This is a genomic window from Lactobacillus gallinarum (assembly GCF_002160635.1).
GTDB classification, from domain to species: Bacteria; Bacillota; Bacilli; order Lactobacillales; family Lactobacillaceae; genus Lactobacillus; species Lactobacillus gallinarum.
Genome location: NZ_NFKZ01000007.1, coordinates 63,677 through 82,767, shown reverse-complemented (window position 1 = coordinate 82,767; position 19,091 = coordinate 63,677). Strand labels below are relative to the sequence as shown.

Annotated in this window: 21 protein-coding genes and 1 other annotated feature; all 21 genes read right to left on the bottom strand. The window is 34.5% G+C overall.

Going from position 1 to position 19,091, the window contains the following annotated elements; all coding sequences use genetic code 11:
• Nucleotides 1-142: 142 nt before the first annotated feature.
• The 21 genes from B5E95_RS04475 to nrdR all read right to left on the bottom strand — a co-directional run bounded on the left by B5E95_RS04475 (nt 143) and on the right by nrdR (nt 19,089).
• Entirely contained in the window at nt 143-664 is a 522-nt protein-coding gene (locus B5E95_RS04475) for an Ig-like domain-containing protein (RefSeq protein WP_087176675.1), read from the bottom strand.
• 48 nt (nt 665-712) lie between these two features.
• Entirely contained in the window at nt 713-982 is a 270-nt protein-coding gene (locus B5E95_RS10890; protein ID WP_025005327.1) for a YSIRK-type signal peptide-containing protein, read from the bottom strand.
• Nucleotides 983-1,383: 401 nt separating this feature from the next.
• A complete protein-coding gene (locus B5E95_RS04465; protein ID WP_087176674.1) occupies nt 1,384-2,952 on the bottom strand; it encodes a HAMP domain-containing sensor histidine kinase in 1,569 nt (522 codons plus the stop codon).
• Complete coding sequence (locus B5E95_RS04460) at nt 2,930-3,646, bottom strand: response regulator transcription factor (RefSeq protein ID WP_087176673.1); 717 nt, start codon at nt 3,644-3,646, stop codon at nt 2,930-2,932. Before B5E95_RS04460 ends, B5E95_RS04465 begins: the two co-directional genes overlap by 23 nt.
• A gap of 162 nt (nt 3,647-3,808) precedes the next feature.
• Entirely contained in the window at nt 3,809-4,363 is a 555-nt protein-coding gene (locus B5E95_RS04455; protein ID WP_025005324.1) for a DUF177 domain-containing protein, read from the bottom strand.
• A gap of 1 nt (nt 4,364) precedes the next feature.
• Nucleotides 4,365-5,516 (bottom strand): nucleotidyltransferase, encoded by a 1,152-nt coding sequence (locus tag B5E95_RS04450; RefSeq protein WP_025005323.1) that lies wholly within the window; start codon nt 5,514-5,516, stop codon nt 4,365-4,367.
• Between the two features lie 5 nt (nt 5,517-5,521).
• Nucleotides 5,522-5,869 carry a ribosome silencing factor gene (gene rsfS, locus B5E95_RS04445; RefSeq protein WP_025005322.1) on the bottom strand — a complete coding sequence of 116 codons (348 nt, stop codon included), beginning with the start codon at nt 5,867-5,869 and terminating at the stop codon, nt 5,522-5,524.
• 20 nt (nt 5,870-5,889) lie between these two features.
• Complete coding sequence (gene yqeK / locus B5E95_RS04440) at nt 5,890-6,483, bottom strand: bis(5'-nucleosyl)-tetraphosphatase (symmetrical) YqeK (RefSeq protein ID WP_087176672.1); 594 nt, start codon at nt 6,481-6,483, stop codon at nt 5,890-5,892.
• The gene (locus tag B5E95_RS04435; protein ID WP_087176671.1) at nt 6,464-7,120 is read right to left on the bottom strand and encodes a nicotinate-nucleotide adenylyltransferase; all 657 of its coding nucleotides are present in this window, start codon (nt 7,118-7,120) and stop codon (nt 6,464-6,466) included. The genes yqeK and B5E95_RS04435 overlap by 20 nt, the downstream gene beginning before the upstream one ends.
• Nucleotides 7,121-7,130: 10 nt before the next feature.
• Nucleotides 7,131-8,240 carry a ribosome biogenesis GTPase YqeH gene (yqeH, locus tag B5E95_RS04430; RefSeq protein ID WP_087176670.1) on the bottom strand — a complete coding sequence of 370 codons (1,110 nt, stop codon included), beginning with the start codon at nt 8,238-8,240 and terminating at the stop codon, nt 7,131-7,133.
• Nucleotides 8,233-8,757, bottom strand: coding sequence for a YqeG family HAD IIIA-type phosphatase (locus B5E95_RS04425; protein WP_087176669.1), 525 nt, complete (start codon nt 8,755-8,757; stop codon nt 8,233-8,235). Before B5E95_RS04425 ends, yqeH begins: the two co-directional genes overlap by 8 nt.
• A 134-nt stretch (nt 8,758-8,891) precedes the next feature.
• Nucleotides 8,892-9,248, bottom strand: a complete 357-nt coding sequence (gene rplT, locus B5E95_RS04420; protein WP_005719897.1) for a 50S ribosomal protein L20 — start codon at nt 9,246-9,248, stop codon at nt 8,892-8,894.
• 43 nt (nt 9,249-9,291) lie between these two features.
• A complete protein-coding gene (gene rpmI / locus B5E95_RS04415; RefSeq protein ID WP_014918452.1) occupies nt 9,292-9,492 on the bottom strand; it encodes a 50S ribosomal protein L35 in 201 nt (66 codons plus the stop codon).
• Between the two features lie 21 nt (nt 9,493-9,513).
• Complete coding sequence (gene infC, locus B5E95_RS04410; protein WP_081776552.1) at nt 9,514-10,047, bottom strand: translation initiation factor IF-3; 534 nt, start codon at nt 10,045-10,047, stop codon at nt 9,514-9,516.
• Between the two features lie 25 nt (nt 10,048-10,072).
• Nucleotides 10,073-10,184: a sequence feature (ribosomal protein L20 leader region), on the bottom strand.
• A 53-nt stretch (nt 10,185-10,237) separates the two neighbouring features.
• Nucleotides 10,238-11,935: an aryl-sulfate sulfotransferase gene (locus tag B5E95_RS04405; protein WP_087176668.1), complete on the bottom strand. Its 1,698-nt coding sequence runs from the start codon at nt 11,933-11,935 to the stop codon at nt 10,238-10,240.
• A 91-nt stretch (nt 11,936-12,026) separates the two neighbouring features.
• Entirely contained in the window at nt 12,027-13,286 is a 1,260-nt protein-coding gene (locus B5E95_RS04400; protein ID WP_087235666.1) for a DUF389 domain-containing protein, read from the bottom strand.
• 95 nt (nt 13,287-13,381) lie between these two features.
• Nucleotides 13,382-13,918 (bottom strand): hypothetical protein, encoded by a 537-nt coding sequence (locus tag B5E95_RS04395; protein ID WP_087176666.1) that lies wholly within the window; start codon nt 13,916-13,918, stop codon nt 13,382-13,384.
• A 204-nt stretch (nt 13,919-14,122) separates the two neighbouring features.
• The gene (thrS, locus tag B5E95_RS04390) at nt 14,123-16,057 is read right to left on the bottom strand and encodes a threonine--tRNA ligase (RefSeq protein WP_087235665.1); all 1,935 of its coding nucleotides are present in this window, start codon (nt 16,055-16,057) and stop codon (nt 14,123-14,125) included.
• Nucleotides 16,058-16,347: 290 nt separating this feature from the next.
• Complete coding sequence (gene dnaI / locus B5E95_RS04385; RefSeq protein ID WP_087235664.1) at nt 16,348-17,256, bottom strand: primosomal protein DnaI; 909 nt, start codon at nt 17,254-17,256, stop codon at nt 16,348-16,350.
• A 31-nt stretch (nt 17,257-17,287) separates the two neighbouring features.
• On the bottom strand, nt 17,288-18,619 hold the full coding sequence (locus B5E95_RS04380) for a replication initiation and membrane attachment family protein (protein WP_087235663.1): 1,332 nt from the start codon (nt 18,617-18,619) through the stop codon (nt 17,288-17,290).
• A gap of 2 nt (nt 18,620-18,621) precedes the next feature.
• Nucleotides 18,622-19,089: a transcriptional regulator NrdR gene (gene nrdR, locus B5E95_RS04375; protein ID WP_025005311.1), complete on the bottom strand. Its 468-nt coding sequence runs from the start codon at nt 19,087-19,089 to the stop codon at nt 18,622-18,624.
• Nucleotides 19,090-19,091 lie beyond the last annotated feature (2 nt).

Below are 19,091 nucleotides of genomic sequence, written 5' to 3'. Positions count from 1 at the left end.
AGTCCTAAGTTTTAGGGCACTACTTAGCAAAGGAAATATAAATCTTATCCAAGTTTATCGGTTGACGCTTTTGTAAAGTTGTCCTTATAGTTTCTAAGCTAGCAAAAGTTTGGGAGTGTACTAAAAAGGTTGAAAGCAGATATTAATAAACGAAGATAAGATAGGAAAATGTGTTCAAATAAAATAAAGTGGATATATTTAACCAATATTTTCTAACATCACCATCTTGATCCATTAAATCTGGTATACTACGTCCTTCTTCATGAGCATGATTATTCATAAAATTAGGATCAGTCGTACCATATAAATTCAGATTGTCACTAAAATGAATCTTAAAACCGTCACCACTTTTTACAGAATCATTAGGAAGTTTGAAAGAATAATTAGCTCTGAGTATATCTCCATTTTCTGGCTCAACATTTTGATTATCTTCAAGTGCTTTTCCTTTTGAATCAGTGATATTTGTCTTTACATCTTCCAATTTATTAGATACATCTTGACCATTAACCTGTTTTGAATCAGTCTTTTCAACTTTAATTGTTTTCAATGCAGATGCAGGCAATGATTCTTTGCTTTTATCCTTTATCCCCTGAAGCCCAACTTCATTCAAGTTAGCAGTTTTCTCTCTTGCGTCTTTATTAACAACTATCTTGCTTGAATTCATTTCACTTTCTGGTGAAACAGAAGTATTAACTTTAACAACATTATCTTGCTATGTATTATCTGCCTTTAAAGTTGAAGTAGCAGTATCTGTTGAGACCTTACCTACTGTTTTTTGGTTTATATTTTGTTTTTCAACTTGAGTAGCGGGTTGGTTGGGAACGTCATCCGCAGCTTGCACTACATTACCACCATTATTTAAATAAAATACTGTTCCAATCAAAACGGAAGCTGCACCGATTGTAAGCTTTCTAATCGAAAACTTATCACTTTTTTTATTCATTTGCTTAAGTTTTTCATCAAAATTATTTTTTGACAACATGATTTAACCTCCCAATACTCAAGTTTTGAATCAATAACAACGTTTATCTTTACAAAATTCATTTTAGTTCTTTTTTTTAACGCACGTCAATTACTCTTTTTACATATCATTTAAAGCTTAGCCTTGTCTTGTGACTTTTGTGTACGCGTATTATATAATATTGTTTTGTTATTTCTGCTTAATTCTGTTTATGCTAAGAACACCATAATTCCAGTGTTTTATTCAATATCATTAAAACTAGCGAGTACGCTATCTTAGCAATCCCTTTAATCATTTCTATTATTCAATAATATTTTTGTTATTTAATAATCAAATAATATATTTTTGCATACAAAAAGCATCAAGTTTTTCAAATCAACTTGATGCTTTTAACTATTTAAAATTAAATTACTATTTTTTCATTATTCCAAATTACTCTTTGGCAATTCAGAATTTTCATTTAATTTCTTCAATTTAGCAGCCTTCTTTTTAGAAAGAAGTGGGAAAGTTAACTTAAATTGGCTTCCTTGTCCTTCAACAGACTCTACACTAATTTCACCATGATAGCTGTCTACAAGTTTATGGGCAATAGACAAGCCTAAGCCATTGCCGCCCTTTTCACGAGTTCTTGCCTTATCCACTCGGTAAAAACGATTAAAGATTTTCTTTTGATCTTCCTTAGAAATACCTTCACCAAAGTCTTGAACAATAATGTTAACTTCTTTTTTGGTTAACCCAGCAGAAACATTAATTTGCTTAAGATCGGTGGAATATTTAATCGCATTATCAATTAAAATCACTAGTAATTGTTCTAAATGACCGTGATATATTTGAATTTCGGTACCTTGAGGTAAATCATCCTCGTCAAGTCTAATTTCAAAATCAGGATGAACCATGGCTAGATCTGCGACTACTCGCTTAACTGTATCATAAACATTTGTTACTTCATGTGGATATTGTACATCAATTTGTTCAGCCCTAGTTAAATCAAGCATTTCTTGAATCAGATGTTTCATCCGGTCAGCTTCTTGTAAGGAGGCCTTAATTGATTCATCTAAAATCTGTGGATCATCTTTACCCCAACGTTCAAGCATATTCAAATGCCCTTCGATTACAGCCACAGGTGTGCGCAATTCATGCGAAACATCCCCTACAAACTGCTTCTGCTGTTCAATGTAGCTCTGCATTCTATCCAACATTTGATTAATCGAAGTGGCCAAATCTTCTAATTCATCATCACGATTTAATTCTTTAATTCGTGCTCCACTATTAGGATCCGCGTTAACTTCCTGAGCAACTTTAGACATCCGTTTAATCGGCTTAACAACATTGAATACCAAAATATATGAAGTCACTACAAACACAACAATCGCAATTATTGATATTACAACCATTGAACGCAATAAGTTCTTCATCAAACTATTGTAATATGTCATATTGTTAGAAACTACAATATATCCTGTCAACTTATTGTTTACGGATGAATAAACTTTTTGATAAGTCAATAAAATTTGATGACCATTGCGTTTAATTATTTCATTTTTCTCTACTTCTTTAAACGGTTTGAATTTTGGTGTCACGTTTCCATTAGTAAAAACAATCTCACCATGTTTATTATAAACAGCCGCATTAATATCAGGATTAGAAATAGAAGCAATCAAATTATCGCTAAACGCATTATTAGTGGTGTTTTTATCGCTAATGGCTGGCCCACCCTTTAGAATTCGTCTAGTAGCCGGAGAAAGAGATGGTATTACGTTAGATATCTGCAATTCATCTGGAATTGAACTTAACGTCCTATCTAGCGTAGTCACTACATTGCGCGATGTCTCTTGCTGCTGATCTAATGATTGCTGACTAACAATTTGATAAACAACGACTGAAAATATGACAAAAGAGACCGTAATCGTTAAAGCAACGATACTTACCCATCGCACAATTAACGATGAATGCTTGGTCTCTTCATTTTTATTCTTGGTCATCATCTTCATCTCTTACCATATAACCGGTACCACGAACCGTCTTAATGTAAGATGGTTGTCCTGGAACATCGATCTTATTGCGCAAGTAACGAACATAAACTTCTACAACGTTAGTTTCAATATTAGATTCTGGACCCCAAATCTTATTTAGCAATTGATCACGACTAACAACGTTATTCTTATTCTCAATTAAAGTCATTAATAAGTTGTATTCGCGCTTAGTTAAATCGATTGCCTTGCCATCTCCGCGGTGAACAATACGATTAGCAGTTTCAATTGTTAAATTCTTAAATTTCACAGTCTTTTGCTTAGCTACAGTAACCTTAGAAGCATCTTTTTCAATCTTTACTCGGCGCAAAACAGCACGTAAACGAGCAAGAAGTTCCTCAATTGCAAATGGCTTAACAATATAATCATCTGCACCATGATCCAAACCTGAAACGCGATCAATAACAGAATCACGTGCGGTCATCATAATAATAGGCGTAGTCTTCACCTGACGAACACGACGAGCAATTTCTAATCCATTCAGGTCCGGCAACATTAAGTCAAGCAGGATTGCATCAAAATCTTGATTAAGGGCATCTTCTAGTCCCTTACGACCATTGTTTTCTACTACAGTTTCATAATTCTCGTGTTGTAATTCCAACTCCACAAAACGAGCTAAATTTTTTTCATCTTCAATAATTAGAATTTTTGCCATGTTAATTCAATTCCTCATCGATCAATTTAGTTCTCTAAATACTAACAAATATATTAAAAAATGTCTTTATAATTAAAGGATACTTTAAAAGTGCCCTCAAAACAAGATAAAAAAACAATCAAAGCCAAAATTCTTTGATCGTTCTTAGTCAATTAGATAATCTTACTTTTTCTTATTATTCTCATTATTATCAAATAAAACCTTTAATTTGGCAAATGCAGGATTTACTTGATTTTTCTTTCCTTCTTCAAATGCTGATTCAGAAACTACTTCCCAGCCTTTACCTTCAGGATAGATATCCTTTTCCTTTTCTTCAGGAGTTAAAATTGTGGTCGGAATATTAAGTAACATATTATCTTCAATTGCTGTCTGTAAATCAATTACATCATTTTCAATTTTAACAATTGTATCATTATCTTCAAGTTCTTCTTTAGTTGGTTTTCGATCAAGATAATTTTCTGTAAAAGTAAAATCTTCATGGTATTTAACAGGCTGCAAGCTTCGACTTGATGGAACCACTAAATCAGCAGTAACATGAAAATTTCCAGTTACAAAGGGCTCTTGATAAAACAAATCTCCAGAAACATATACGTTTTTGGCATCAATTAAAAGATCCTTGCTTCTTTTGAAAAATTCTGGTCGCATTTCTACATCACGTTCAATATGTGTTAACGGCTCAGAACTATTTCTTATTCTAGAAAAACTAAGTTCTAACATATTACACCTCAATTGGTCGTTGACCAAAGTTTTGATCAACACCCATTATTTGTTCAAATAAACGATCTGTTCTAACTTGCAATGCAAGTGAACCGCTTTTAGCACTTCGCTTATCTACTTTAGAAATAATTTCAGTTTGAAAATCTTTTCGATTTTTCTTCAAATATTGACGTCCAATTTTACTAAATCCTAATAACATTAAGGATTCTTGATTGAAACTAGCAATCATATCATCTTGAGTAACATTTAAAAGCGTATAAAGGCTTAATCTACGCAAACGAGAATAAGTGTATCGTTTAGACTTGATCCTACGTAAAAATTCTGTGAAATCACGAGATAAATGAATTTCTTGTTTCATTTTATACTCTAAGCCTTCACTCATTTGATAAATTTGTCTTAAATCCTCAATTGAAGAAGATTCGATCCGATATTTTAAAAACGGATACAATAAATTCCAATTAGGATAAACTTGTTGCTTGCTCAGTTCAATTGCTTCGGCTTTAGGCATCCAGTATTTTAAATTACTCGTATCCTCACCATGGAGCAGTAAATTTCTAATAGCACTTGCGCTTTGGACTACGCCATTTCTTTGCAGAAGATCATCATGTCCCGCTCCAATTCGGTTAACAGGATGTAACTTCAGTGGTGAACCTAAATTATGATTTGCAACTGCATAGGCCAAACCCAAAATTGCATTAGGCTGATTAACCTCATGTCCTACCTCACGAGCTACCATCTGATTATACTGGGTTGAATAAGTCTGGCTGTAATCCTTAAAATCCATATGATTCTGGGGGATTTCAGCAATTCTACTGCCCAAATATGCAAAATTAAGGTTAGCATCTTCAACGCCGAAAACAAGATCAGTCACGCCTAATTTAGCTAATTGTTCAATATTGCCTAATGAAAATAAGTCTGCCGGTTCAACAGCGGTTGAAAAAGGCGTCTCAAAGACTAAATCTGCACCTGATTGAAGTGCTGCTTTAGCCCGTTGCCACTTACTCATAATCGCCATTTCTCCACGCTGCACATAATTACCAGACATCAAAACTACAATTGGATCATTCCCAGCAATTAACCGTGCTTGATTTAGCAAGAATTCATGACCACTATGAAAAGGATTAAATTCTGCAATAATCCCGACAACGCTCATTTTTATTAATCTTCCTTTAATTCAACTTGCTTACCATTAGCCCATAATTTTTCAAGATTATAAAATTCACGAGCTTCTTTGGTAAAGACATTAACTACTACATCGCCTAAATCAAGCAAAAGCCAATTCGAATCTCTAGTACCTTCAATACGGTAGTCACTATATTCATTTTCATGTGCTGCTTCTACAATTGAGTTAACAATAGCATGAAGTTGACGATTAGAACCAGCACTGGTAATTACATAATAATCAGCTAAAATACTAATACCGCGCATATCATAAGCTTCGGTATCTTCACCATGACGATCACTAATTGCTTTAGTTGTAAAATCTAAAATTTCTTGACTAGTCAAATTTTTTCTCCTTTATAAAACTATTTTGTACTCCAAACGTTATAAGCTTTTAAAGTACGTGGATAAACTTTATTTCTTTGTTCAATTAAAAAACTTAAAGTATGAGCCAGTTGGTAACCTACTCCCTTATCTAAATTGGCATAGGTTATTTTTCTAGCTTCGTCAACACCTGGGAAATCACGGCCAGGCTCGATAAAATCCGCCATAAACACAATTTTGTCTAAGGTGGTCATTTCTACATCCCCAGTAGTATGACGGCGAATAGCAGTCAAAATCTCAGGATCTCGAATTTTCAAATCACGTTCTACAAAATATGTTCCAACGATTCCGTGCCAAATAGCGCGATTCCAATTAAGTAAATCTGGATCAAAATCTTGCTCTTTAATTACTTTAACATATTCTTCTACAGGCACTTGCTTTGCATAATCATGAACAAAACCTGCAAGTGCTGCTTTATCTTCATCATAACCATTCAATTTGGCTAATTTACGTGAAGTCTCACTAACTCGAACGCAATGCTGAAATCTTTTATCATCCATATTTGCCTTTTCCTTAGCAATAATTTCAGCGCTTGTTAATGGTGAATATGTCTTTTTAAAAATTAGTTTCGTCAAGATAAAGCCCCTTTTCCACAATATATTTTCTAACTGCTTCAGGCACTAAATATCTAATTGAAGTTCCAGTAGCTACAGAACGACGAATAGCAGTCGAGCTTAATTGAATATCGGGTGCATCTACCCAGATCATTGGATACTGCGGATCTTGCGGATAACCTGGGCGACGAATACCAACCAAGGTAACTAACTTAGCTAAAGTAGATGCTTCTTTCCAAGTATGGAAACTGTTTACCTGATCGCTACCCATGATTAAATAATAATTATTTTGAGGTGCTTTTTCTTTTAGATAACGCATTGTATCTACAGTATATGAAACACCTCCGCGGAATAACTCCAACAGCTTCACTCTAAATTTAGGATTATCCTTGGTTGCTAAATCAAGCATAGTTGCTCGATCTTGGGCTGAAGTTAGCGGTGCATTTTTATGTGGCGGAATATTATCTGGAATAAACCAAACTTCATCTAAACGCAATTTAGTCATTGCTTGTTCTGCAGCTACCAAATGGGCAATATGGACTGGATTAAAAGTACCACCCATAATTCCAATTTGCCGGCCTCTGCCCTTTTCCTGTTCTAATTCAGCTTTTTCTTCAACAGTTGGTGCTTCTTTTTCAATACATTTTGGATTAACCATACGCAAACCTCTAAATTAATGCACGACGAATACCCAAGCCAATACCATCTGGCGTATATGTCTTAACTAAACAGCCCTTTGGCACAGTTACAAAACCAATGCCTCCAAATAATAGGTCACTCTTAAATTCCGTTTTAAATTCTTTTCCCTTAAGTGGTGCCATTTTATCATCTGGAGATGGAGGTGCTAATATTTCGCCCTTATGTTTTTCATAAAACGCATCTGCATTGGCAGTTTTTGTTCGATGAACATACATGTTACGTGCTACATAAACTGTAAAACTAGTTGATTCACCTTTAAGGTAATCAATTCTACCTAATCCAGCCAAAAACAGAGTATTCCCTGGCAAAAGTTGGTAAGTAGCTGGCTTTAACGGTTTCTTAGGTGAGATCAATTCCAAATCCTTAGCATCTAGATGAGTGGCTAGTTGATTGTCTGTCATAATTCCTGGCGTATCAATCAAAAAATGTCCATTTTCAAGCGGAATTTCAATTTGATCTAAAGTAGTACCTGGAAAACGTGACGTTGTGATCAGATTTTGAATATCACCCATCATGTCAATGATTGCATTGATTAAAGTTGACTTACCGACATTAGTTGTTCCTACAAAGTAGACATCTTTATCTTGAGATTGGTCATTAATATATGAAATCAAACTTTCTAAATTTAATTTCTTTTTAGCAGAAACTAAGAAAATATCTTTAGGATAAAGCCCCATGCGATTAGCTTCTTGTCTCATCCAATCTTTAATTTTGCTTTGCTTAGAATTCTTAGGAAAAAGATCAAATTTATTTCCAACAAGAATAAAATCATTATTCCCTACAAAACGCTTTAAAGATGATAACAAAGAATTAGAAAAGTCGAATAGATCAACCACATTGACAATCAAAGCTTTTTTCTCAGCTAAAGAATTGAGCAAAGCCAAAAAGTCATCATTGTTTAAATCTACTGGCATAATTTCATTATAGTGACGTAATTTAAAACAACGTTGACAATAAACATCTGTATTTTCTTCATTTTTTGCTTTTTCAAGAGCGCTCTTTGGCAAATAACCCGCCTTTTGTGGATCATCAGACTGAAGAACTGCCCCACAGCCTATACAAATAATATCCTCATCCATTTTGCAAATTCTCCTTAAAGGTTACTCGATGTGATAAACCAAGAAAGAAAAAGATAATCTTTTCAAAAAAGCGATTAATTCGCGTATTCCATTTATCAGTTTCAACCAATGGTTTTACTAAAACAGTTTCTACTCCTGCTAAATTCCCGGCTTGCATATCAGTAATCAGCTGGTCACCAACCATCATTACTTGATCTTTAGCTAATTTCATCTCTTCGCGTTTACGCGTGATCGCAAAAGGTAACGGTTTGCGAGATTCAGAAACAAAATCAATATGATATGGATTTAATACCTTACCAACTCTTTCAGCATTATTATTGGAAATAACTACCAATTTAATATTAGCTTTAGCAAGTTTTTTATTAAAATTATCCATCTCTTTAGCAGTTTCAAACTTATTCCATGCAAGCAATGTATTATCTAAATCTGAAAAAACTGCTTTTATTCCCATTTCATTCAACTTGACGGGGTCCAAATTATAAATTGTATTTATTGTATATTTTGGTCTAAATAACATAAAAACTCTCCATTTTTTCTCATTCTCTATAATATCAAAAATGGAGTTGCATTAGAAATTTTTGTCTTAGAATATTTGCAAAATCATAAAAAATAAGGACCAGGAATATCTCCTGATCCTTATTCATAGTCATATTAGTTCAATGCCTTCTTAGCAGTTTCTGCTAATTGTGCAAAAGTCTTTGAATCGTTGTAAGCAATATCAGCTAACATCTTACGGTTCATGTCAACACCGGCTAACTTCAAGCCGTGCATTAACTTAGAATATGAAATATCATTTTGTCTTGCAGCTGCGTTAATACGAGCAATCCATAACTTTCTGAATTCGCTCTTACGTCTTCTACGGTCGCGGAATGCGTACTTGTATGAAACAAATAATTGAGTACTTGCGGCCTTAAATTGCATGTGCTTTGCGCCACGGTAACCCTTGGCAAGCTTCATGATCTTCTTACGACGTTGACGTGTTACAGTTCCACCTTTAACTCTTGGCATTTAAAATTCCTCCTACTATAGTCAGTTATTAAAGAACTAATAATTAGTGCATTTGAGCAAGCATTTGCTTAATACGCTTCATGTCGCTACGTGAAACCATAGCAGCCTTTCTCAAGTGACGACGTTGCTTCTTAGTCTTACCGTGGAAACGGTGACCAGTAAATGCGTGGTGACGCTTCAAGCCACCATTTGCAGTTCTCTTAAAACGCTTAGCAGAAGCGCGGTGTGTTTTCATCTTTGGCATATTTCTATTTCCTCCAATTAACTACTTTTTCTTTTTGTCCTTATCACTCTTAGGTGCTAACATCAAGAACATTGAACGGCCTTCCATCTTAGGCTTACTGATAACATTAGCAATATCTGAAGTTGCTTCAGCCATCTTTTCAAGAACTTGTTGACCTAATTCCTTGTGAGTGATGGCACGACCTCTAAAACGAATTGATACACGAACTTTAGCTCCTTCTTTAGAAACGAACTTACGAACATGCTTCAATTTAGTTTCGAAGTCGTTGCCTTCAATAGTTGGACTCAAACGAATTTCTTTGACACTAACTGTCTTGGACTTTTTACGGGATTCTTTAAGTTTCTTCTGTTGTTCGAAACGATATTTACCGTAGTCCATGATACGTGCTACAGGTGGTTTAGCATTAGGTGAAATAAGAACTAAATCTAAGCCAGCATCACTTGCTTTATGCAAAGCTTCATTCTTAGATACAACACCAACTTGCTGACCATCTTCATCAATTAAACGAACTTCGCGTGCACGAATTCTTTCGTTTAAGATTAAACTTTTTGGTATGATTATTCACCTCCGTGTTAATTTGAGGACAAGAAAAAGGCGGGATAAGAATCACCCGCCTTTAATCAACAGAAATTATCGATCAGCCCAGAGGTTAACTTAACTTAGGCGAGAAGCGGGAGCTTCTTCTTGTTCTCAACTAGGTGTATTATACGCGTTTAAACCAGCTGCGTCAATACATGATGTGCAATTATTTAGTTGCATCAAAAACATAATTATCAGGATAAAATTGCATCCGATATGCACGATATACATATGTCATATCTTTAGCACTATTAGTAATAGTCAAATTAAAGACTTGATTTCCATAGGCATCAACTTCAATTATATTGCTTTCTTTACCCTTATTTTTAAAACCAAAATTAATCAAAGTATTACCATTATTCAAGCGTTGTGCATAACCAATAACTTCGGTAAAGTTTTGTTTACCTAAATTCTTGCCATAACTCCAGACTTGTTTAATGGTCTTTTTCTTAGTATCAATTTGATATTCCGTAGCAGCAGAAAACTTGCTACTTTGCGTCTTATCACCGTTAGTAACAGCAATATTGTTATCGTAAAGCAGAACATTTAGTTTATTATTTTCTTCATTAAGAATATATACACCATGTTGTCCACCAGGATATTTAGTACCCGAACTTGGCTTTAACAAATACTTACGAAATGAACTAGGCCATTGACTTTCAGGTTTACTTGAAAAAATCCAATTAATTTTATTTGTTTGATAATTCATTGACCAGATCATATCTTGATTGCGGGCAGACAATAAAATGTTCCCCGTTTTATCATCATAACTAATCGTATTAATATGAAGCCAATCCATCAATCCTAAACCACTGCTAGTATTATCATTTGCTTTGATCTTGCTATTTTTATACATTGACTCAGGAAAAATCTTCTTAAAGTCGATTACCTTTACAATTTTTCCAGTATTAGGGTCAAGTTCAGCAATTGTATCTTCTACATATTTACTACCATCATGAACTGTTAATAACCAATTTCCGTTAGACATTTCTACTACATCATGATGTACTAGTGATACTCCTTCTCCAGAATAACTTTTACCTAATGTTTTATCGAAACTAAATTGACGATATACTCGCCCTAAATAGTCAGTTTCGACTAACATATTGTATTGTTCATCCCCAGATTTGATTTTATTGAACAATAAAATATGTCCATTATCTAACTGCTCAAAAATATGTTGATTCCAACGTAAATAATACCAACGTACTTCCCCATCACCATCAACCGCAAAAGTTTGTTTAGTACTTCTATTTAAAACAGTTAACTCATTTGAACCCAAATTCATCTTACTTTTATCATTGACAGTAACTTTAATTGGAAATTTACTAATCCAACTAGGTAATTTACTTGTTTTTATCTTGACTACCTTTACTTGTTTTTTACCTGCTTGATCAGTCATAGTAACTTCAACCGAATTATCATAACCAGCATAAAGACCAACTATTGGCACTTGATGATCAGCTTGATAGCCCTTTACTTTATTTTCAATTGTCGTATTTTCAGTTTTTCCTATTACTCGATAACTAATTTTAGCTGGCTTATCAGTATGAAAGACCATTAATGCCGTTAGCGGTGAATTTTCATACGGATTCACTTTAATATAAGGATTTTCCCAGGTATAATGCTGCTGTTTTACAATATTTGCATATTTAGCTGTTAATTTATCGTTATCTGAATTAGCTACCTTTTTGACACCTAAATTTTTAATAATTTGGCTGTCACTTAATTTAGTTTTTTGGGCATTAGTATTTTTCTTCTCTGCTGTTACAGTTTCAACTTGCTTATCATATAGCATCATAGCAGGCTCAATTAACATTAATGTCCCTAATGCTAATAAAAGCACAACCTTATTACTTTTCACAGAAATTCTCCTTTTTATAATAAAACAAACTTTACAAAATTTATTTTAGTATCAAGATATTTCACAATAAAAGTAATATGCTATATGCTTTCTAATTTTTAATATTTTCTTGAACAAATTCCACTAAATTAATATTTGGATATTTATCTTTTATTTGTCTTACTAAGGCGTTTTTTCTCTTCTTAGATAGCGGCTTTTTTAACTCTATCAAAGTAATTTGCTTATTTTTATTATCACTAACTGCAGTAACAGAAGATATTGCAGAGGACAGTTTACGAATTTCTTGATTACGTTTTTCTTGTTCTTGTTGACGTTTTTCATCAGCTTGTTCTTGTTCATGCTGACGCTGATTAATAATATTATTTACTTGTCGATCTAATTGATTTTCTGCATTGGGATTAACCTGAGCTACTTGTACAATATTCAGTGAATAGCCTTTCAGGTCATATTTTGTTAAGTTTGCTTTAGCCACTTGAATTTTCTTAGCATTAATTTTATTACCTGAAACTGTAAGATTAATTATTTTTCCTTGCGTATCGACATTTTCTTTAATTAGATTAACATTGCCTAACTCATTAACAACAAGATTTTGAACATTTTGATCTACTAGAGTTTTATTCACCATCTGATTAGCTGATAAGATACTAGGAATAATTAAAATAATTACTACTAAAATTATCGCAAACTCTTTAAAGGTTGGCTTGCGTAAGAAAAACAACTTAGATTGCTTAGTAGAATAACTTAGCCATTTCATAATTTTTACACCCAAAAAAGCAGTCAAAATTATGAAAACACAATTAATCAAAAACAAATAACTTGATCCTAAAAAATATTTAAGATTGCCTGCTGCAATTGAATACCCTATCGTACAAGCTGGTGGCATTAAGGCTGTTGCAATCGCTACACCAGGTACGATATTATTTGCTTCTTTTTTACGTGCACCGATTATTCCAGCAACTCCTCCAAAAAACGCAATCATTACATCCCAAATCGTTGGTGAAGTTCGTGCAATAATTTCTTGGCTAGCATAAGTCAAAGGAGAAAAATGAAAATAAATTGTAGATGCAGCTAAACTAATAATAATTTCTGCTAATAATGAAATCGTTCCTTTACGCAGCAAAGTAACATCATATAAAGCAAGGCCTGTGCCAATTGCTAGCAGCGGTCCCATCAAAGGTGAAATTAACATTGCACCAATAATAGTAGCTGTTGAATTAACATTTAATCCAACACTTGCAATAAAAATTGCGCAAGTCAGAACAATCAAACTTTCAATATTCAAAGTTCCATCTGCACTAATCTTAGATAAAAATTGAGAAGTTAAATAATTTTTTCGCTGGCGTATTATCATCTTATTTAGTCTAATCCTCATGAAAAAAGCACTGAATTAAGATTTCAGTGCAAAATATAAAAATATGATTGAATAATCAATAAAATTATTATAACCTATTTGACTAATTTTTTGCTCTTATAGCAATAATATAAAAATGAATTATCTGCTCCATTTCCTACTCTCAGTGCATCTACTTTATCATTATTACTTTTATCTTTTTTCTTTATAGCAACATAAGTGTGTCCTGAATCTGCTCTATCGCTAGATAGCCAGCCATTAGCAGCAAAACCTGGTGTTTTATGAAATTTGAAATCAGTAGCTTCATACTGAGAAGTACCAACCTTTTGAGCTAATTTATATCCTGATTTCTTATCAGCCTTAGCTAATTTTTTAGTCCACTTAATTGCTTTATTACTGCTCAACATTTTATACAATTTGATTTTATTAAATGTATGCGTTGTGATTTTAAGCTTCTTGATTTCGCCTTCATGCTTATAGTACCATGTTCCGCGAGTTTTCTTTGGCGTAGTAAATAAGTTCTTAGCTCCCCAGGATGCAGCATCCACTCTATTTTGACCCATTACAATAATAGCTAACATAAATAGCGCAGTTGTCATAAATATAATGAGTTTATTTTTCACGTTTATCACCTTCCCTTATATAACTGCTATTTTCATTATTTCATTAAAATATTTCATAAAAGTTAAAGGCGATTACATTTTTTTTACTTCTTACTTACAAACGTAAAAAATCAATTACATTAGTTTTACCAACAAAAAAACGTATGCAATAAAGCCGTCTTAATTAGACCTAGCATAGCATACGTTTTTTATTTTATTTTTTAATTATATTAATTAATTTTCTCTTGAGTATGACTTAACATCAGCATCAATTTCGTTAATGAAGTCATCAAGACTCTTAGAAATTTCTTCGTCGGTACCGTAACGACGTACGTTAACCTTACCTGACTTCATTTCTTCATCACCTAATACCAAAGTGTAAGGTACCTTTTGGGTTTGTGATTCACGAATCTTGTAACCCATCTTTTCGTTTCTGTCATCAACTTCTACTCTGAAGCCACGCTTAGCAAGTTCTGCACGAACCTTTTCAGCGTATTCGCCGTGAGCTTCGTTGTTAACTGGAATAATTTCAGCTTGAACTGGAGCAAGCCAAGTTGGGAATGCACCCTTGTAAATTTCAGTTAAGTAAGCAATGAATCTTTCCATAGTACCAACAATACCACGGTGAATCATAACTGGACGGTGTTCTTCACCATCTTTACCTACATAAGTCAAACCGAAACGATCTGGAAGCATGAAGTCAAGTTGGATAGTTGACATAGTTTCATCGTTACCCAAAGCAGTCTTAGTTTGAATATCAAGCTTTGGACCGTAGAATGCAGCTTCACCTTCAGCTTCAACGTAGTCAAGGCCAAGATCATCCATAGCACCTTTAAGCATCTTTTGTGACTTTTCCCACATTTCGTCATTTGCAAAGTACTTGTCAGTGTTCTTTGGATCACGGTATGAAAGTCTGAAGTAGTAATCAGTAATATCGAAGTCCTTGTATACGTCCATGATCAACTTCAAGATCTTAGCAAATTCAGTTTGAACTTGATCAAGTGCTACGAATGTGTGACCATCGTTCAAAGTCATTTCACGTACACGTTGAAGACCTGACAAAGCACCTGATTTTTCGTATCTGTGCATCATACCAAGTTCTGCAACACGAAGTGGAAGATCACGGTATGAACGAATGTGGTGCTTAAAGATTTGAATATGTGAAGGACAGTTCATTGGACGAAGTTCAAGCATTTCGCCATCACCCATGTCCATTGGTGGGAACATGTCATCACGGTAGTGTGCCCAGTGACCTGAAGTCTTGTAAGCATCAAGGTTCATAAGTACTGGAGTGTAAACGTGTTGGTAACCGTCAGCTACTTCACGGTCAATGATGTAGCGTTCAACAACACGACGAATAGTAGCACCCTTTGGCATCCAGTAAGGAAGACCTGCACCAACCTTAGGGTCAACGAAGAAGAGGTCAAGGTCACGACCGATAGTTCTGTGGTCACGTTCCTTAATTTCTTGACGGCGCTTAAGATCAGCCTTTAAATCAGCTTCCTTAAAGAATGCAGTACCAAAGATTCTTTGAAGCATTGGGTTTGATGACTTACCTAACCAGTAAGCACCAGCTACTGACAATAACTTAAATTGCTTAATCTTGCCAGTGTTTGGAAGTAAAGCATCAAAACCAAAGTCAACGAAATCGCCAAGCTTGTAAGCATCAACAGTATCGCCTTCAACCTTAGCAAGAAGTTCGCTCTTGAACTTATCATTCTTGTAAAGGTCTTCAAGTTCTGATTTAGCAATTTGAACGTGTTCAACCTTTTCACCGTTCTTAATTACCTTTTGCATAGCTTTTTCAAACTTTGGTAACTCACCAACTTTAATTTGGTCATCTTTATCGGTGTCAACGTAGAAACCACCTTCATCGGCAACATGTTCACCTAAACGAAGTTCAGGATATTCACGCTTAGCTACAGCTTCAAATACAAAAGCAGCAGTAGCACGTAAAACATCTAAGCCCTCTTCATCTTTATCAGTAATAATAGCAACTTCGCTATCACTATCAAGCTTGAAGTCAAGTGGCTTAATTTCACCATTAACCTTACCAGCAACAGCAGCTTTACCAAGTGAAGTTGCAATGTTGTGAGCTAAGTCAGCAATAGTTAAACTTTCTTCAAAAACTTTCTTTGAGCCATCAGGCAAAGTGATTGAAAAACTCATATTTTCCTCCAGAAAAAATATAATAAAAAAAGTCCCAGTGCGAGAATGCACTGGGACGTTAATTAGCGTGGTTCCACCCAAAATTCAGGTTAGCGTAATCTAACCTCTTTACGGATTGATAAAGGCATCCAACCTAATATTAATAACTTTGGGAATAAGCGATTGGGGTAACTTTCTAATGAAGAACTTCCAGAACAAGGTTCTTCTCTCTGAATCGAAAGCTATCATGTCTCGCTTAATTAACTCTCATTATACGCACGAAACTTTTAGATGCAAGACCTTTTTTAAAATTAATGCAAAGAATTTCTTCGATCGGGTCCAGAAACCACAACTTCTTTAGCTAAAAAACGTACTCGCTGCATAAGTCTCCTAGCCTTTACTGGATCAGTCGCATTACGTGTTTCTTCAAAATGAGATTCTAATGCTTCCATATCAAGATTAGATGAGAAAAATGTTGGTAAAACATTATCCATCCGAGCTTGTAAAATTACACCCAATACGTCATCTCGTGACCATTGACTAAGACTCTCAGCACCAATATCATCTAAAATCAATAAATCACATTCAGACAAACGGCGAATTTCACTTTGCAAACTATTGTCGTCAAAATGACTTGCTAATCCGGCTATAAAAGTTGGCACATGCAAGAACACAACATTTTTATTCATGTTCGTGACCACATAATTAGCTAATCCCGCTAAAATATATGTCTTACCAACACCAAAATCACCTGACAAATATAGTCCCTGAATATGCGGATTTTGCTTATATTTTCTTAAAAAGTCGTAGATCAAAGTTAAAACTTGTTTACGATCATCATTTACATCAATTTCACTCAAACTCACATCATGAAGACGAGTCGGAACATCGATTAGTTGTAATCTTCGCTCGGCAGCTTGCTTGCGATCTTGAGCTAATTTTGCCTTAGTTGGCACATACCGAATATCAATTACTTTACCATTCAAAAATAATTGGGGAGCATACCCTGCCATCACCTTACTCGCAGTATGCTTTTGAGAATAATACTCATACAAGTTAGATATACTATTTCGAATCATCTTTTGATCAATTTTATCTGCATTTGCATGAATAAATGACTGCACATCAGGATCACGCAAGGCTTGTTCTATCAAAGATTGTTCATCACCCAGATTACGCTCTTTTACAATCTTTTTAATTACATTGCCAATTGGCTCCATTTTTTCACCTACTTCCAATTATCTTTGAATCCTATTTATTATTTAAATCTTTAAATAAATTCTTCAATTGCTCGGTAGAAATGCCAGCATCCCTATCAGCCTTTTTCTTACTCCAATCAGTGCCTTTTTCGACTCGCTTTTGATAAGTTCGAACAAATTTTTTCTTACCAAAGCTATTGCGCCGCTTTTTCACATATTGCAAAGCCTGTACGGCTGTAGCCACGCCATGTTGCAGCCAGTCATTGGCAATCTTATAAGCCAAATTAGAACTAACTACTGTGTCATAAGTAAGACATGTATAGGTCAAAATGTTGATTAAGTCTTCAGGCAACCCATACTGGGTGTGCAAATTATTAATAATCTGCTTCTCATTGGCACTAGTTATACCGCCTTTTTGCGTTTTTATTTTATACAAAAATTCAGCGGGTGAACTCTCATTAGCTGCTTTTAACAGCTTTTTATCATGGTCATCCATATCTTTAATCACAGCTAATGCCTTTTTTTGCCCTTCATTTAACTGCTTTTGTACATTTTCTCTAGTATTAGCCCTCTTATAATTTTCCGCTAAAGTATTGCTAATGTCATGCATATTTAAGCTATATGAGCCATGAAGACATGGCAAGCTTTCATCCACAAATTCTTTTTCTGATAAGCCATACGTTTGGATTAAACCACGAATTTGATCTTTATTAAGGTCAATTTCACTAGCTGGAATTTGATAGCGATTATACTCCTGCTTGATAAAATCCCAATCAATACTATCGTGATCATTCACCTTGGCAGTTTCAACTTCATGAATCTTATTTTCTTGTGCGGCTTGAACCACATCACTAGACGGAGTGATTGCTTCATCCCCAGGTAAACGAAAAACATCAAAAAAGTTTGCTGACACGTCTTTAGCATTTTTAATAGGTTTTTCTCTTAATTTTGCTTCTTGAGCAAAAGCATGACTTAAATCATGAAAGGTTGATACACCAACCTTTTCTTTTAATAAACTAGCTAAAAGTGGCGTCGCAAAAAATTTGTCTGCAGCTGGAACTTGCAGCAATTTAAAAACTAAAACATTATTGAATACATTATTAGACAAAAGTGTTTGGACTAATCCCACAGCCTCTAATTTATGCAATGAATCAAATAATTGTTTCAAGCTGCAATCCAATTGCTCTTGCAATGAATATATCCCCTTCGAGTCGGAAATTATGCCATACGGATCATAATTTTGAATCAAAGTCTGATATAGCGCTACTGCTACTGCACCTACTAACGGTTGATATAATTTGATTAAAACTTTTTCATCTTCGGGAAAAAGCTTCACACGATTGGCTACATAATAAAGATGTTTGGGATCAGACGTCTCAAACATGACTAATTGCCCTTACCTTTCTTAGCCATCATGTCTTCCATAGTCTTCATGAAGCTAGACATATCTTTAAATTCACGATAAATAGATGCAAAACGAATGTAAGCCACATCATCAAGATCAGCCAATTCATCCATAACGTATTGACCAATCTTCTTAGATGAAATTTCACTAATGCCTTGCTTTCTTACTTTATTTTCAACATGATCAACCAATTGCTCAAATTGCTCACTGCTAATTGGTCGTTTCTGTCCTGCAGCCATTACACCATGCAAGATTTTCTTGCGATTAAATGGTTCACGCGTACCGTCATTTTTAATTACAAGTAACGGAGCTGTTTCTACTCTTTCAAAAGTTGTAAAACGAAAACCACAATTTTCACACTCTCTGCGTCGTCTGATTGCACGGTTTTCATCACTAGGACGTGAATCAATAACGCGGGAGGCATTTTGATGACAATTTGGACATTCCATAG